Source organism: Amycolatopsis sp. lyj-90 (genome assembly GCF_046549035.1).
Classification (GTDB): Bacteria; Actinomycetota; Actinomycetes; order Mycobacteriales; family Pseudonocardiaceae; genus Amycolatopsis.
On sequence record NZ_JAJPWP010000014.1, the window covers coordinates 161,474 to 176,002 of the forward strand.

Annotated in this window: 16 protein-coding genes; 8 read left to right on the top strand and 8 right to left on the bottom strand. The window is 67.2% G+C overall.

Annotation, left to right across the window (positions count from 1 at the left end; translation table 11 throughout):
- Window position 1: 1 nt before the first annotated feature.
- The 5 genes from ACLJPX_RS39925 to ACLJPX_RS39945 all read right to left on the bottom strand — a co-directional run bounded on the left by ACLJPX_RS39925 (window position 2) and on the right by ACLJPX_RS39945 (window position 5,106).
- Complete coding sequence (locus ACLJPX_RS39925; protein ID WP_101612496.1) at window positions 2–844, bottom strand: carbohydrate ABC transporter permease; 843 nt, start codon at window positions 842–844, stop codon at window positions 2–4.
- Entirely contained in the window at window positions 844–1,794 is a 951-nt protein-coding gene (locus ACLJPX_RS39930; protein ID WP_410605428.1) for a carbohydrate ABC transporter permease, read from the bottom strand. The genes ACLJPX_RS39925 and ACLJPX_RS39930 overlap by 1 nt, the downstream gene beginning before the upstream one ends.
- Window positions 1,791–3,113, bottom strand: coding sequence for an ABC transporter substrate-binding protein (locus ACLJPX_RS39935; RefSeq protein ID WP_410605429.1), 1,323 nt, complete (start codon window positions 3,111–3,113; stop codon window positions 1,791–1,793). Before ACLJPX_RS39935 ends, ACLJPX_RS39930 begins: the two co-directional genes overlap by 4 nt.
- Window positions 3,114–3,339: 226 nt before the next feature.
- Entirely contained in the window at window positions 3,340–3,849 is a 510-nt protein-coding gene (locus ACLJPX_RS39940; protein ID WP_410605430.1) for a general stress protein, read from the bottom strand.
- A gap of 60 nt (window positions 3,850–3,909) precedes the next feature.
- A complete protein-coding gene (locus tag ACLJPX_RS39945) occupies window positions 3,910–5,106 on the bottom strand; it encodes an acyl-CoA dehydrogenase family protein (RefSeq protein WP_410605431.1) in 1,197 nt (398 codons plus the stop codon).
- A 158-nt stretch (window positions 5,107–5,264) separates the two neighbouring features.
- Between ACLJPX_RS39945 and ACLJPX_RS39950 the strand changes: the two genes are divergently transcribed.
- Genes ACLJPX_RS39950 through ACLJPX_RS39960 form a run of 3 tightly spaced genes read left to right on the top strand, consistent with a single transcriptional unit; the run spans window position 5,265 to window position 6,681 of the window.
- Window positions 5,265–5,582 (top strand): DUF4190 domain-containing protein, encoded by a 318-nt coding sequence (locus ACLJPX_RS39950; protein ID WP_410605432.1) that lies wholly within the window; start codon window positions 5,265–5,267, stop codon window positions 5,580–5,582.
- A 33-nt stretch (window positions 5,583–5,615) separates the two neighbouring features.
- Entirely contained in the window at window positions 5,616–5,993 is a 378-nt protein-coding gene (locus ACLJPX_RS39955) for a DUF4190 domain-containing protein (RefSeq protein ID WP_101612488.1), read from the top strand.
- Window positions 5,994–6,042: 49 nt separating this feature from the next.
- On the top strand, window positions 6,043–6,681 hold the full coding sequence (locus tag ACLJPX_RS39960; protein ID WP_410605433.1) for a DUF4190 domain-containing protein: 639 nt from the start codon (window positions 6,043–6,045) through the stop codon (window positions 6,679–6,681).
- Window positions 6,682–6,708: 27 nt separating this feature from the next.
- Here the strand turns inward: ACLJPX_RS39960 and ACLJPX_RS39965 are convergent, their stop codons facing one another.
- A complete protein-coding gene (locus tag ACLJPX_RS39965; protein WP_410605434.1) occupies window positions 6,709–7,569 on the bottom strand; it encodes a slipin family protein in 861 nt (286 codons plus the stop codon).
- A 90-nt stretch (window positions 7,570–7,659) separates the two neighbouring features.
- Here ACLJPX_RS39965 and ACLJPX_RS39970 point away from each other — a divergent pair, with 90 nt between their 5' ends.
- The 4 genes from ACLJPX_RS39970 to ACLJPX_RS39985 are packed head-to-tail and all read left to right on the top strand — an operon-like array spanning window position 7,660 to window position 11,580.
- Window positions 7,660–8,571 carry an aminoglycoside phosphotransferase family protein gene (locus ACLJPX_RS39970; RefSeq protein ID WP_410605435.1) on the top strand — a complete coding sequence of 304 codons (912 nt, stop codon included), beginning with the start codon at window positions 7,660–7,662 and terminating at the stop codon, window positions 8,569–8,571.
- A 44-nt stretch (window positions 8,572–8,615) separates the two neighbouring features.
- Complete coding sequence (locus tag ACLJPX_RS39975) at window positions 8,616–9,923, top strand: magnesium transporter MgtE N-terminal domain-containing protein (protein ID WP_101612483.1); 1,308 nt, start codon at window positions 8,616–8,618, stop codon at window positions 9,921–9,923.
- A complete protein-coding gene (locus ACLJPX_RS39980) occupies window positions 9,916–10,425 on the top strand; it encodes a DUF1003 domain-containing protein (RefSeq protein ID WP_101612482.1) in 510 nt (169 codons plus the stop codon). Before ACLJPX_RS39975 ends, ACLJPX_RS39980 begins: the two co-directional genes overlap by 8 nt.
- A gap of 9 nt (window positions 10,426–10,434) precedes the next feature.
- On the top strand, window positions 10,435–11,580 hold the full coding sequence (locus ACLJPX_RS39985) for an Mrp/NBP35 family ATP-binding protein (RefSeq protein ID WP_410605436.1): 1,146 nt from the start codon (window positions 10,435–10,437) through the stop codon (window positions 11,578–11,580).
- 112 nt (window positions 11,581–11,692) lie between these two features.
- Here ACLJPX_RS39985 and tatB read toward each other — a convergent pair whose 3' ends face one another.
- Window positions 11,693–12,121, bottom strand: coding sequence for a Sec-independent protein translocase protein TatB (gene tatB, locus ACLJPX_RS39990; RefSeq protein ID WP_410605437.1), 429 nt, complete (start codon window positions 12,119–12,121; stop codon window positions 11,693–11,695).
- A gap of 55 nt (window positions 12,122–12,176) precedes the next feature.
- The gene (locus ACLJPX_RS39995) at window positions 12,177–13,718 is read right to left on the bottom strand and encodes a S1C family serine protease (protein ID WP_410605438.1); all 1,542 of its coding nucleotides are present in this window, start codon (window positions 13,716–13,718) and stop codon (window positions 12,177–12,179) included.
- Window positions 13,719–13,878: 160 nt separating this feature from the next.
- Between ACLJPX_RS39995 and ACLJPX_RS40000 the strand changes: the two genes are divergently transcribed.
- Window positions 13,879–14,526 (top strand): hypothetical protein, encoded by a 648-nt coding sequence (locus tag ACLJPX_RS40000; RefSeq protein ID WP_410605439.1) that lies wholly within the window; start codon window positions 13,879–13,881, stop codon window positions 14,524–14,526.
- Window positions 14,527–14,529: the final 3 nt, after the last annotated feature.

Genomic DNA, 14,529 nt, shown 5'->3' on the forward strand with positions numbered 1-14,529 from the left:
GTCAGCCCTTCACCGCACCGGACGTCAGCCCCGCCACGATGCGACGCTGGAAGAACAACACGAACAGGATGATCGGGACGGTGATCACCACGGCGGCCGCGGAGATCGTCCCGGTGGGGTCTTCGAACTGCGAGGACCCGGTGAAGAACGACAACGCCGCCGGGACCGTCCGCGAGGACTCGGTCGAGGTCAGCGAGATCGCGAACAGGAAGTCGTTCCAGCAGAAGATGAACACCAGGATCGCGGTGGTGAACACCCCTGGTGCGGCCAGTGGCGCGATCACCTTCCGGAACGCCTGCGCCGGGGTCGCGCCGTCCATCTTCGCCGCTTTTTCCAGCTCCCACGGGATTTCGCGGAAGAACGCGGAAAGCGTGTAGATCGACAGCGGCAGCGCGAACGTGATGTAGGGCAGGATCAGCCCCGGCCAGGTGTCGAACAACCCCAGCTCACGTTCGATGTTGAACAGCGGCGTCACCAGCGACACCTGCGGGAACATCGCGATCAGCAGCGACATCCCGACCAGCAGCTGCTTGCCGGGGAAGTCGAGCCGCGCGATCGCGTACGCCGCCATCGTGCCGAGGACGACCGCGATCACCGTCGCGATGATCGCGATCCCGATCGAGTTCACCAGTGCCCGGATGAACTCCGTGGTCTCGAAGATGTCCGCGTAGTTCTGCCAGGTCCATTCCTTCGGGATGAAGGACCCGTCGTCCAGGGTTTCCTTGGTCTTGAACGAAAGGGACACCACCCACAGCACCGGGAACAGCGCGAACACCAGGACGAGGAGATCCACCACGCCCCACTTGAGTTTGCGGCCGGGAGTGACCGCTCCACCCATCACCATCAGCGCTTACCCCCGTTGTCACTACCAGGTGCGGCCGTGCCGAACACCTTGATGAAGATGAACGCGATGATCGCCACCGTGATGAAGATCAGCACCGCCATCGTCGACCCGATCCCGAGGTTCAACCCCTTGACCAGGTTGTTGTAGGTCTGCATCGACACCGAAGACGTGTCCTGCGCGCCGTTGGTGAGCACGAAGATGTTGTCGAAGATGCGGAACGCGTCCAGGGTGCGGAACAGCAGCGCCACCAGGATCGCGGGCTTCATCACCGGCAGCATCACCTTGGTGAACCGCTGCCACGCGGTCGCGCCGTCCATCGACGCGGCCTTGAGCAGGTCGTCCGGCACCAGCGCCAGCCCCGCCATCAGCAGCAGCGCCATGAACGGCGTCGTCTTCCAGACCTCGGCCAGCACGATGATCGCCAGCGAGGGCCAGTACTCGGTCAGCGGCGCGGTGTCGGGGAAGAACAGATTGGCCAGATACCCCGTGTCCGGTGTCCAGGCGTAGTACCAGGAGAACGCCGCGACCACCGTCACGATGCCGTACGGGATCAGGGCGACCGTCCGCACGAGGCCCCGTCCGACCAGTGTCCGGTGCATGATCAGCGCCAGGCCCATGCCCAGCACGAACTCGATCACCACCGAAACTATGGTCAACCCCATCGTCGTCCCGAACGCCGTCCACCAGTAACCGTTGGACAGCACCGCGACGTAGTTGTCGAACCCGACGAACTCCTGCTGCGCCGGGAACCGGAGGTCGTAGCGCTGCAGCGAAAGCCAGATCGAGTAGACGATCGGATACCCGGTGACGGCGATCATCACGAACGCCGCCGGGGCGCACAGCCAGAGACCGAGCCTGCGCTCGGCCTTCTTTCCTTCACTGAGAACGGGTTTCGCCTTCTTGCCCGGCTCGCTCTTGGTCGCCGAACCGGCGGTTTCCTGCACGGTCACGGGATCACTCCCTTCGACTGGAGCGCGTCGGCGAGCTGCTCTTTCAGCTTCTCCGCCGTCTTCTGCGGATCGATTTCAGAAGGCGGGGAAAGGATCTTCGACAGTACCGTCGAAGCGTTCTGGTACGCGGGCGTCAGCGGGCGCACCGCGGCGTCCTTGAGCGCGTCCAGGATCGTTTCCCGCATCGGGTACTTCGTGTCCATGCTCGGGTTGTCGTCGCTCACCCCGGCGGTCGCGTCGAGCGGGACCGTGTCGGTGTACAGCGATTCGAGCGTCGGCGGGACACCGTCCTTGAGCGCGGAGAACTTCTGGTTCTTCTCGTTGCGCAGGCACAGTGCGACCTCGTAGGCCTCGGCCTTGTGCTTCGAAGTCGAGCTGACCGCCAGGTTGTAGCCACCGATCGTGGTCTTGGCGGGCTTGCCCGCTTCGAGCTGCGGATAGGTGGTCCACTTGAAGTGCTGCAGTTCGTCCTTCTTCTCCTTGGCGTAGGAGGCGTAGACGAACGGCCAGTTCAGTTCGAAGGCGGCGTTGCCGCGCTGGAAGGACTGGCGGACCTCGTCCTCCTTCGAGTTGGTCAGCGACGGATCGGTGATCCCGGCCGTGGTGACCTTCTTGAGCATCTCCAGCGCCTTGATCGCGCCCGCGTCCATCACGACCGATTTACCGTCGTCGGACAGGATCTTGCCGCCCGCCGACTCGACGAGCGTGTTGTAGATGACCACGAGGCCTTCGTACTGGGCGCCGGTGAACACCACGTTCGCCGGTTTGCCCTGCGCCTTGAGCGCCTGGGCCTGCTGGATCATCTCGTCCCAGGTCTTCGGCGGATTCGGGGTCAGCCTGTCGTCGTACCAGAGCAGCTGGACGTTGGTGTTCTTGGTCGCCGCGTAGAGTTTTCCGTTCCACATGGCGGTTTCGAGCGGCCCCGGCAGCACACCGGCGGTCGCCTCGGCCTTCGCTTCGCCCGTCCATTCGTCGGCCCAGCCCGCCTCGGCGAACTCGGAGACCCACGTGACGTCCAACCCCAGTACGTCGAGTGAATCGTCACCGGCGGCCAGCCGGCGCACCATCTGTTCCCGCTGGCCGTCGGCCGGGCGCGGGAGCTTGTTGTAGACGACCTCGTACCGCCCGTTCGAGGCCTTGGTGCATTCGTCCACAACGGACTGGAAGTTGTCTTCGGGCGCGTAGTAGACGTTGATCTTGAGTCCGGCATCCGACCCACAGCCCGCCAGCAGGCCGACCGTCAGCGCTGTCGCGCCGAGTAGCGAGCCGGTGCGGCCTGGTGAGCGGCCCCTCCGGCTCGCGCTCATCCTCTTCCCCATGAGGCCTCCTCACCCGCGCACGCCGGGGGATTCGGCGGCACTAGGACGCGTTGAAGAAGCCGCGCGCCAGCACCCCGACGTGCTAGTGCTCGGGCGAGCCCCGCTGGAGTACGTGACCGCCCGACTGGTGTTGTGCAACCTATTCCGGGCGATCTACGCCCGCAAGCAGTATCGGTAACGATTCAGCGGATCGCACGACGAACAGGTGAACCAGTACCGCCGAATGTCACCGATGCGGTCGCAGCGCGAGCTGAGCGAGGAGCTCCCGGCCCTGTTCGGCCGAACGTGGCTGGCAGAGCACGTCGTAGCGGTTGGCGACCAGTTGGCTTGCCGACGAGAAGTCGCGACGGGACATGCTGTAGCTGATGGCCGCGAAGACCGTCCAGGCCAGAATCCCGAGCAGGAGCCCGCCGATCATCGGCTGCCAGGCGAAACCCTGGTTGTTGAACATGCCCAGCAGCAGGCCGATGATCAGGCCGAACCACGCGCCCGACACCGCGCCGGTGCCCAACACGCGGCCCCAGCTCAGCCTGCCGAGAACCCGCTCGACGAGTATCAGGTCGACACCGACGATCGTCACATCGGTGACCCCGAACTCCTTCTCCGCGAGAAAATCGACGGCGTGCTGCGCTTCGCCGTACGTCGCGTAGGAGCCGATCGGCCAGCCTGAAGGCGGTGTCGGCAGCCTGGGCAACCCACCCGCGGCCCGGCCGCCTCCGCCAAAGGGAGCACTCACGTAATCACCTCTCGCCCGTCCGGGTCCATCTTCTCAAGGACGGGCGAAAGGCGCGAACGTTCAGGAGCGTGACTTGTATTCGCGGAGCAGGCCCCGGCTGATGATGGTCTTCTGGATCTCGCTGGTGCCCTCGCCGATGAGCAGGAACGGGGCCTCGCGCATCAGGCGCTCGATCTCGTACTCCTTGGAGTAGCCGTAGCCGCCGTGGATGCGGAACGAGTCCTGGGTGACCTCGGCGCAGTACTCGCTCGCGATCAGCTTGGCCATCCCGGCTTCGACGTCGTTGCGCTCGCCGGAGTCCTTGAGGCGGGCGGCGTTGACCATCATCAGGTGCGCGGCCTCGACCTTGGTGGCCATCTCGGCGAGTTTGAACGCCACCGCCTGGTGCTCGGCGATCGCCTTGCCGAAGGTCTTGCGCTGCTGGGCGTATTCCACCGCGAGCTCGAACGCGCGGATCGCGATGCCGCAGGCGCGCGCGGCGACGTTGACGCGGCCGACTTCGACACCGTCCATCATGTACGCGAAGCCCTTGCCCGGGGCTTCGCCGAGGACCTTGTCGGCACCGATCTTGAAGCCGTCGAAAACGGCCTCGGTGGTGTCGACGCCCTTGTAGCCCATCTTGTCGATCTTGCCGGGGATAGTGAGGCCGGGAGCGACCTCGCCGAAGCCCTCGGGCTTCTCGACCAGGAACGTGGTCAGGTTCTGGTGGGCCTTCTCGGCGCCCTCGTCGGTCTTGACGAGCAGCGCGATCAGGTTGGAACTGCCGCCGTTGGTGAGCCACATCTTCGAACCGTCGATGACGTAACCGTCGTCGGTCTTGCGGGCGCGGGTCTTGATCGCGGCGACGTCGGAACCGAGATCCGGCTCGGACATCGAGAACGAGCCGCGGACCTCACCGGTCGCCATGCGGGGCAGGAAGTGCTGCTTCTGCTCCGGCGTCCCGTGGCGGGAGATCATGTGCGCCACGATGAAGTGCGTGTTGATGACGCCGGAAACGCTCATCCAGCCGCGCGCGATCTCCTCGACCACGAGCGCGTAGGTCAGCAGCGATTCGCCGAGGCCGCCGTACTCCTCCGGGATGGTGAGCCCGAACAGGCCCATCTCCTTCATCCCCTCGACGATGTCGGTGGGATAGGTGTCGGAGTGCTCGAGTTCCTGCGCGCGCGGGATGACCTCCTTGTCCACGAACTGGCGGACCGTGGCCAGGATTTCGGACTGCACGTCGGTCAAGCCGGCGGTCTGGGCGAGGCGAGCCATCGCTGCTCCCTAAATTCGCGCGCACCGGGCTCCCGGCGCTGGGTTACCGGTGAGTATGACGCCTGTCCGGGGACCTCGCTATGAGCGCAGTCACGCGTACGCCATCCGTGACCATGGCACTACAGTGACAGGCCGATCACAGTCCGAGGGGGACGAAGATGACTCAGCAGCCCTTTGGTGGGTTCCCACCGCAACAGCAGTACGGCTTTCCGAACCAGCCTCCGGCGCAGAGCAAGGACTCCGGTCTGGCCGTCGCCGCCCTGATCTTTTCACTCTTCGGGCTGATCGGACTGGTGTCCGTGATCCCGGGGATCGTCCTGGGCCACGTCGCCTTCGCGAAGGCGAGGCGCGGCGAAGCGGGCGGCAAGGGCATGGCGCTGGCCGCTTTCATAGTCGGCTATCTGATGATCATCCTGTACGCCATCGCGATCCCGGTCGTGCTCAGCATCGCCGCGAAACACGGGGCTTTCCGCTAGCGATACCGTCCTGAGCCGACGAGGGGACCCCGCATGACGAATCCGCACGACCCGTATGGGCAACAGCAGCAGCCTTCCGGGCAGTTCCAGCAGCCGTACGGCCTCCAGCCGTACCAGCCTTCGCAGCAGTTCTACGTCCAGCAGACCTACGTGCGACCGCCGGACCAGGGCATGGCGGTGGCGTCGCTGGTGTGCTCGCTGATCGGGCTGATCATGTGCTTCCCGGCGATCCTGGGGATCATCTTCGGGCACATCGCGCTGTCGAAGGCCAAACGCGGCGAAGCGGGCGGCAAGGGCATGGCGCAGGCCGGGATGATCATCGGCTACGTCGTCACCGGGCTGTGGCTGATCCCGGTCGTCCTGTGGTTCGTTTTCGTGGTGTTCGCGATCGGTGCCGCGGGCGTCTCGTGACCCGTGCCCGGATACGGTGGGGTCCCGCACGAACCAGGGGGCCAACCGGATGAGCAGCAGTTCCGACCCGCAGGACACGCCGTCGACGTCGTCCTACACCGACTCGAACACTTTCTCGGATCCGACGTCCGCGTCGGAAACGGTGTCGAACCCGTCGCCCGCGGAACCGCAGCGGTTCGAGCCGCCCGCGCCGTTCACGCCGCCTCCGCCGTTCGGAGCGCCCGCCGCTTCCGATCCCGCGCCTGCTGCTCCTGGTGATGCCACCGAGTCTCAGCCGTTCGGGCAGGCCATCGACCCGCTGACCGCCGAGCCCGTTCCGCCCGCCTTCGCGACTCCGGACGCGACGGCTCTTCCGGCCTACCCGGCCGCGCCTCAGCCGATGGCGTACCCGCCGCAGCCGTACGTCCAGCCGTACAACCCGTACGCGGGAACGGCGGCGCCGCGTTCGCAGGACAACGGGATGGCGATCGCCGGACTGGTGTGCTCGCTCGTCGGGATCTGCTCGTGCGTGACCGTGATCGTCGGGCTGATCCTGGGGCACATCGGGCTGGCGAAGGCGAACCGCGGCGAAGCGGGCGGGCGCGGCATGGCGCTCGCGGCGGTGATCATCGGCTACGTCGTGCTCGCGCTGTACGTCGGGTTCTTCGGGACGTTGATCATCTTGGGTGTCAACGGCGAGCTGGATTAGCGGGTCTCGTGAGTGGTAAGGACGGTTCTAACCGTCCTTACCACTCACGAGTCCTGGAGCAGCGTCGTCCGGTTCGCGAGGCGAGGGCGCCACTTGACCGTTGTCCTCCGGCGTTTCCTTCTTCGGCACTTCCTTCTTCGGGGTATTCGCGTCGAGGAAGCGCAGCAGTTCCACCGGGAACGGCAGGACCAGCGTCGAGTTCTTCTCCGCCGAGACCTGCACGACGGTCTCCAGCAGCCGCAGCTGCATCGCCGCCGGGGTGTCGGCCATGGTCGCGGCCGCCTGCGAAAGCTTGTACGACGCCTGCAGTTCACCATCGGCCGAGATGACCCGCGCGCGCCGCTCACGTTCGGCTTCGGCCTGGCGTGACATCGAGCGTTTCATCGATTCCGGCAGCGCGACGTCCTTGATCTCGACCCGGTCGATGTGGATGCCCCAGTCCAGCGCCGGGTTGTCGATCATCAGCTCCAGGCCCTCGTTGAGCCGTTCGCGGTTGGACAGCAGGTCGTCCAGCTCGCTCTTGCCGATGATGGACCGCAGCGACGTCTGCGCGACCTGGCCGACGGCCGAGCGGTAGTCCTGCACGTTCACCGCGGCCAGTACCGGATCGACCACCTTGAAGTACACGACCGCGTCGACCCGCACGCTGACGTTGTCGCGGGTGATGCCGTCCTGCGCGGGGATCGGCATCGTGATGATCTGCATGTTGACCTTCTGCAGCCTGTCCGCGAACGGGATCAGCAGCGCGAGGCCGGGCTCCCGGATCGTCGCGCGCACCCGGCCGAACCGGTAGACGAGGCCGCGTTCGTACTGTTTCACCACGCGAAGGCTCGTCGCGAGCCAAGCGCCGCCCGCGACGGCGATCGTACTGAGAATCTCCACCACCATGACTGCTCCCGGGGTTGTGTTCTCCCTGTTCACGGTACGCCCGGCGGGTCACGGGGGAAACACGGTGGACAGGCCTGCCAAGGTGGGTTCGTGACCGGTTTCAAGATCCCGCCCAAATTCCTCGACCGCGCCGCCGGCCTCGGCCCCGGAGCCGCCGAATGGCTCGACTCCCTCCCGTTCCTCGCCGAGAAGTACACGGCCAAGTGGAATCTCGAACTCGACGGCGAGGCCATGCACGGCTTCGTCGGCGTCGCCCAGCCCGTGCGCCGCGCGGACGGCTCCCCCGCGATCCTCAAGCTCGGCTGGCCGCACGAGGAGTCCGACGACGAACCCCTGGCACTGTCCACTTGGGCCGGTCAGGGCGCGGTGCTGATGTACGACAACGTTCCCGAGGACGGCGTGCTGCTTCTGGAGCGCCTCGACGCCACTCGGTCGCTCGAAACGGAGCCGATCCAGGAGGCCGTCGAGACCATCGGCGTGATGGCGCGACGGCTGGCCGTCCCTGCTCCCGAAGCGCTGCAACGGTCCCTGCGCGAGGAGGCCGCGGAGCTGGTCACCGAACTCCCGGAGACCTGGAGCGAGCTGGGCGAACCGTTCGACCGCAAGTTCATCGACGCGGCGGTGGAAATCTGCGTGAACCTCGGTCCCACGGCCGGCGAGCTGATGGTGAACGAGGACCTGCACTTCGAGAACGTCCTGGCGGGTGAACGCGAACCCTGGCTGGTGATCGACCCGAAGCCGCTTTCGGGTGACCTCGAGTTCGGCGCGATCTCGATCCTCTGGAACCGTGCGGACGAGTCCACAATGGACGAAAAAATCGCGTGGTTCACCAAGGCGGCCGGGGTGGACGCCGAACGCACGCGCGCGTGGACTCTCGTCCGTGCGGTGGAGAACTGGATCTGGCTGTACGAAGACCTCGCCGAGGGCGCCTCGCCCGAATCCATCGCCGAAGACCCGGCCTACGCCGCCGTCCCCGGAATCGCCGCCTGGGCATTGCGGTGATCACACGAATCGTCTCCCGGCCCGGGAGCCGATAACCTTCGGACATGGCCGCCTTGAACAGGGTATTCGCAGCTCAGCTGGCCGGTTTGCCGGTTTTCGGACCCGATGGTGAATCGATCGGCAAGGTGCGGGACCTGGTGGCGGGTCTCCGGCTCGACCAGCAGCCGCCGCGGATCCTGGGCATCGTGGTCGAGCTGACGACGAGGCGCCGGGTGTTCGTGCCGATGTTGCGCGTGACCTCGATCGAGCCGACCGCCATCACACTCGCCACCGGTTCGGTCAACATGCGGCGATTCCATCAGCGGCCCAACGAGGTGCTGGTGGTCGGGCAGCTGTTCGACGCGTACGCCACGCTCGCGGGCTCGGACACCCGGGTCACCGTCGTCGACGCCGCCATGGAGCCGACGCGCACCCGGGACTGGGTGCTCGCGAAACTCGCGATCCGCGAACGGTCGAGCAGGCTCGGCCTCGGCAGGCGGCGCGCGCCGATGCAGGTACTGCCGTGGTCGGAGGTGTCCGGCCTCGGGCTCACCGACCTGACCGGCCAGACCCAGGGCGCGGCGCAGCTGCTGATGCTGTTCGACACCATGCGCGCGGCGGACGTCGCCGCCACCGTGCGGGACCTGCCGCTGAAACGGCGGCACGAGGTCGCCGACGCGATGGACGACGAGCACCTCGCCGACCTCCTCGAGGAACTCCCCGACGACGACCAGAAGGAACTGCTGTCCTACCTCGCCGAGGAACGGGCCGCCGACATCCTCGAGACGATGAACCCCGACGACGCCGCCGACCTGCTGGCCGAACTGGCGCCCGCAGAACAGAGCCGCTTCCTGGAACTGATGGAACCCGAGGAGTCGGCGCCGGTGAAGCGGCTGCTGAAGTACTCCTCGGACACCGCGGGCGGGCTGATGACGCCCGAGCCGGTGGTGCTGACGCCGGACGCCACCGTCGCGGAGGCGCTCGCGCACATCCGCAACGCCGACCTCCCGGTGGCGCTGGCCAGCATGGTGTTCGTCTGCCGCCCGCCGACGGAAACGCCGACCGGGCGCTTCGTCGGCGTCGTCCACTTCCAGCGTCTGCTGCGCGAACCGCCCGCGGAGATGGTGGCGAGCGCCGTCGACAGCCAGCTGCCCGCGCTGCGGCCGAACGCCACCTTGTCCGAGGTCACCCGCTACTTCGCCGCCTATAACCTCACCTGCGGGCCGGTGGTGGACGCCGAAGACCACCTGCTGGGCGCGGTCACCGTCGACGACGTCCTCGACCACCTGCTGCCGGAAGACTGGCGCGAGACCGGGCTGCACGACATCACCGGCGATATCACTGTCGACACAGAGGAGGCCGAACGTGCCTGAGCTGACGTCCGGGCGGCGGCTGGACCAGCCCCGCGGCCAAGGCCGGTTCAGGCTGAACATGGATCCGGACACCTTCGGCAAGCTCACCGAACGGGTCGCGCGGTTCCTCGGCACCGGCAAGTACCTGTTCTGGCAGACCCTGACCGTCATCGTCTGGATCGTGCTGAACCTGGTGGCGGTCTCCCTTCAGTGGGACCCGTACCCGTTCATCCTGCTGAATCTGGCGTTCTCGACGCAGGCCGCGTACGCCGCACCGCTCATCCTGCTGGCGCAGAACCGGCAGGACGACCGCGACCGCGTCTCGCTGGAGGAAGACCGGAATCGGGCCGAGCAGACCAAGGCGGACACCGAATACCTCGCCAGGGAGCTCGCGTCACTGCGGATCGCGGTCGGCGAGGTCGCCACGCGCGACTTCCTGCGGAGCGAGCTCGACCGCCTCCGGGAGGATCTTGATGCCAAGCCGCGCAAGGGCAAACCCGACCGTGCCGCTACCGGTACGTAACATGGAGGCGTGACCAGTACGCAGCAACTCCCCAGCGTCGACGATGTCCGCACCGCGCTGAAGGCCGTGTACGACCCGGAGATCAAGAAACCGATCACCGACCTCGGCATGGTCAAGGGCGTGGAGGTGGGCTCGGACGGTGTGGTCACCGTCGGGATCTACCTGACGGTCGCCGGTTGCCCGTTGAAGGCGACGCTGACCAAGGACACCACCGACGCGGTCGCGAAGCTCCCCGGCGTCAGCGACGTCAAGGTCGAGCTCGACGTGATGAACGACGAACAACGCACGGAACTGCGAAAATCCCTGCGCGGCGACGCCACGGAACCGGTGATCCCGTTCGCGCAGCCGGGCTCGCTGACGCGGGTCTACTGCGTCGCGTCCGGCAAGGGCGGCGTCGGCAAGTCCTCGGTGACGGTGAACCTCGCGGCCGCGATGGCCGAGCGCGGGCTTTCCGTCGGCGTGGTCGACGCGGACATCTACGGCCACTCGGTGCCGCGGATGCTCGGCACGCACGAAAAGCCGACCAAGGTCGACACCATGATCATGCCGCCGCAGGCGCACGGCGTGAAGGTCATCTCGATCGGCATGTTCACCCCGGGCAACACGCCGGTCGTGTGGCGCGGGCCGATGCTGCACCGCGCGCTGCAGCAGTTCCTCGCCGACGTGTTCTGGGGCGACCTCGACATCCTGCTGCTGGACCTGCCGCCGGGCACCGGCGACATCGCGATCTCGGTGGCACAGCTCATCCCGAACGCGGAGATCCTCGTCGTCACCACCCCGCAGCAGGCGGCCGCCGAGGTCGCCGAGCGCGCGGGCGCGATCGCGCTGCAGACGCGGCAGCGGGTCGCCGGGGTCATCGAGAACATGTCGTGGCTCGAAACGCCCGACGGCGAGCGGATGGAGATCTTCGGCTCCGGCGGCGGGCAGTCCGTGGCCGACTCGCTGTCGAAGTCGGTCGGCTCGACCGTGCCGCTGCTCGGGCAGATCCCGATGGACCCGCGTGTGGTCACCCTCGGCGACGCGGGCACGCCGATCGTGCTGGCGGAGCCGGACGCGCCGGCGTCGCTCGTGCTCAAGGAGGCGGCGAAGAAGCTGACCGTCCGGGCGCGCGGGCTGGCCGGGATGATGCTGAACGTGACTCCCGCGGGCCGCTGACTTCGGGCCCCACAGACGCTATGAAAGGCCCGTTACTTGCAAAATTTGCAAGTAACGGGCCTTTCATAGCATCCGGAGTGCCACGCGACTAGAGGACTAAACGCGGGAGGGATCAGGTGGCGTCGGGGTCGACCGGAGGGCGCTCGCCCGGCTTCAGCGGCTCGGGCTGCGCGGCGGTCGCCGGGTAACCGTTGGGCTTGGCCGCACCGTTGGCGCCATTGGTCCCGTTGGCGCCATTCGTGCCGTTGACGTCCTTGAGCCCCAGCGGATCCGAGTCACCGTCGAACAGGTGCTGGGTGACGACCCGCTTCGGGTCGAAGTTCCGCAGGCCTCGCAGGTCCTCCAGCGGCTTGCGCAGCTGATCGAACTCCGGGCCCATCTCCTCACGCAGTTGCGTCTTGGCCCCGGTCGCGAACTCGCGGACCTTGCGGACGCTCTTCGCCATCCACGCCGCCGCTTCAGGGAGCCGCTCCGGACCGAGAATGAACAGACCCGCGACGATGATGATGAGGATCTCGCCCCAGCCGACACTTTCGAACACCCGTGTGAACCTCCGCCTCGGCGTCTTCCCCGTTCAGGGTACCCGTCCGGACTTGCTAGTCCGAGGCCAGTTTCACGTCCACCACAAGTGAAGACCCATCCCGGACAAGGCGGACAGGAACCATCTCGCCGACTTCGCGCGCGCGGACCGCGACGAGCAGCTCCGCCGAGTCGCGCACGAGCCGTCCGCCGACCTCGGTGATCACGTCGCCTTCCTTGATCCCGGCCGACGCGGCCGGGCCGCCGGGGGCGACATTGCGCACCTGCGCGCCCATGGTGCTGGAGCCCGCGACGGTCGACGAAGCGTTGATGCCGATGTCGGGGTGGACGACTTTTCCGTCCTTGATCAGGGTTTTCGCGATCTTCACCGCGTAGTCGCTCGGGATGGCGAAGCCGATGCCGATGCTGCCGCCCTCGGCGCTCGACGAGCGGATCGCCGAGTTGATCCCGACCAGCGCGCCGGTCGCGTCGACGAGCGCGCCGCCCGAGTTGCCGTGGTTGATCGCGGCGTCGGTCTGGATGGCCTCGTAGATCACCGGGGCGCTGCCGCCGTCGCCGCCCGCGGTCACCGGGCGGTTGAGCGCGCTCACGATGCCGGCGGTGACCGAGTTCTGCAGTGCCAGCGGCGAACCGACGGCGATCACCGAATCGCCGACGGCGAGGTCCGCGGACTTCCCGACCTGCAGTGCCGTCAGGTTCTTGACGTCGACCTTGACCACGGCCAGGTCGGTTTTGGCGTCGGCGCCGACGACCTTCGCCTCGACGCGCCTGCCGTCGAAGAACACGGCGGTGACCTTGGTGGCCGCGTCGGCCGTCGCGGCGGAGATCACGTGCTCGTTCGTGAGCACGTAGCCCTGGGTGTCGATGACGACGCCGGAGCCCTGCTGGCCGGAGTCGGCGCCGGGTTTGAACACCTCGAGCGAGACCACGGCGGGCGCCACCCGGTGGGCGATGTCCGCGATCGAGCCCGCCGGGCGCTCCTTGGCCGCGTCGGCCTCGGAAATGCTGGCCTGCCCTGTCAGCTCGGTGCCGGTGTCGGCGAACCACCAGCCGATCAGCCCGCCCGCGGCACCGATGACCAGCGCGACGCCGGCGAGGATCGCCAGCGCCTTCGTCTGCACGCGGCGCCCGAAGAGGACCTCCGGCAGGCTCAGCAGCGCACCTTGCGGGCGCTTCGCGTCCTTCTCGGCTTCCGACTCCTGCTGCACGGCGGGCCCGGCGAGCACCGCGCCGGAGGAGGGGTCGCGCCACGGGTCCGACGTCGTGGTCCAGAGCGGGTTTTCCGCGCCGTTCGCGGAAGCTTCGGAGCCGTTGCTCCCGTGCGGCCGCTCCAGCACGACACCTTCGGCGCCCGGCGGGCGGCGGAAGGCTTCGGCGAGCGATTCCGGCGTCGGCGGCGCCAGGTTCATCCCCGGCGCGGCCTGCCCGTTCGTCCCGGGCTGGTACAGCTTGTCGAAGGCGCCATCGACGCCACGCGGCCTGCCGAACGTGGCCGCCTGCGCCGGATCGACGGCGGGCCTGGCCAGCGGGCGCGGTGCCAGCCGATCCCCCGCCGGGTCACCAGGCTGCTGCGGATTCGCGTTCGGCTGCTCGGTCATCATTCCCCGGGGCTGAGATCAGGTTGGCCGGACGCGAGAGTACGCCAGGCCCTGCCCTGGATTCTGCCGTGACCACGGTGAAGTGCGCGTTGATTCCCCGGATCGGCCAGAAATGTGACACTTGAAGCAACCATGTCTCACGTCTGGCAGTCTAACCGGCATGTCGGAAAATCACGGGGGACAGTTCCCGCCTCAACAACAATGGTCCCAGCAACAGCAGCAGTGGCCCCAGCAGCAGGGTTGGCCGCAGCAACCGCCCAAAAAGAAGGGCTTGTCCACCAAGCTGAAGGTGCTGTTGCTCGTCGGCGCGCTCGTCGTGGTCGGCGGCGGGATCGGCCTGATCTTCGTGTTGAGGGCGGCCGTCGGGCCGGAGAAGCAGGCGAAGGGCCTGACCGAGGGCGACTGCGTCGTGTTGACCGGCTCCGGCAAGGAGGCGGACGCGGTCAAGACGTCGTGTGATTCCCCGCAAGCGCCCTACGCGGTGAGCCTCACCGGCGTCGCCAAGGGCGACTGGAACTGCAAGGACGGTTTTTACCAGTACACCGTCCCCCGGCCGGGTCGCGGCGACGGCGTCGCCCTGTGCCTGGCGATCAACGCCAAGGTCGGGCTGTGCTTCGACGACATCGAGAGCAAGACCCCGCCGCCGCTGAAGGACTGCGGCTCGGCGCGGCTGAGGATCAGCGAGGTCTTCCCGCAGATGAGCGTGGTGAACAGTCCGTGCGCCGAAGGCACGGCGGAGGTCATCTCCTACGCCAGCTACGGGACTTCGAACTTCAAGAGCGCGACGATCTGCTTCGTCAAACCCTGACGA

What these genes read in the sequence shown, in the direction of transcription:
- ACLJPX_RS39925 (WP_101612496.1), bottom strand. Translation starts at nt 844, where the DNA reads ATGGTGATGGGTGGAGCGGTCACTCCCGGCCGCAAACTCAAGTGGGGC.
- ACLJPX_RS39935 (WP_410605429.1), bottom strand. Translation starts at nt 3,113, where the DNA reads ATGGGGAAGAGGATGAGCGCGAGCCGGAGGGGCCGCTCACCAGGCCGC.
- ACLJPX_RS39945 (WP_410605431.1), bottom strand. Translation starts at nt 5,106, where the DNA reads ATGGCTCGCCTCGCCCAGACCGCCGGCTTGACCGACGTGCAGTCCGAA.
- ACLJPX_RS39950 (WP_410605432.1), top strand. Translation starts at nt 5,265, where the DNA reads ATGACTCAGCAGCCCTTTGGTGGGTTCCCACCGCAACAGCAGTACGGC.
- ACLJPX_RS39955 (WP_101612488.1), top strand. Translation starts at nt 5,616, where the DNA reads ATGACGAATCCGCACGACCCGTATGGGCAACAGCAGCAGCCTTCCGGG.
- ACLJPX_RS39960 (WP_410605433.1), top strand. Translation starts at nt 6,043, where the DNA reads ATGAGCAGCAGTTCCGACCCGCAGGACACGCCGTCGACGTCGTCCTAC.
- ACLJPX_RS39965 (WP_410605434.1), bottom strand. Translation starts at nt 7,569, where the DNA reads ATGGTGGTGGAGATTCTCAGTACGATCGCCGTCGCGGGCGGCGCTTGG.
- ACLJPX_RS39975 (WP_101612483.1), top strand. Translation starts at nt 8,616, where the DNA reads ATGGCCGCCTTGAACAGGGTATTCGCAGCTCAGCTGGCCGGTTTGCCG.
- ACLJPX_RS39995 (WP_410605438.1), bottom strand. Translation starts at nt 13,718, where the DNA reads ATGACCGAGCAGCCGAACGCGAATCCGCAGCAGCCTGGTGACCCGGCG.
- ACLJPX_RS40000 (WP_410605439.1), top strand. Translation starts at nt 13,879, where the DNA reads ATGTCGGAAAATCACGGGGGACAGTTCCCGCCTCAACAACAATGGTCC.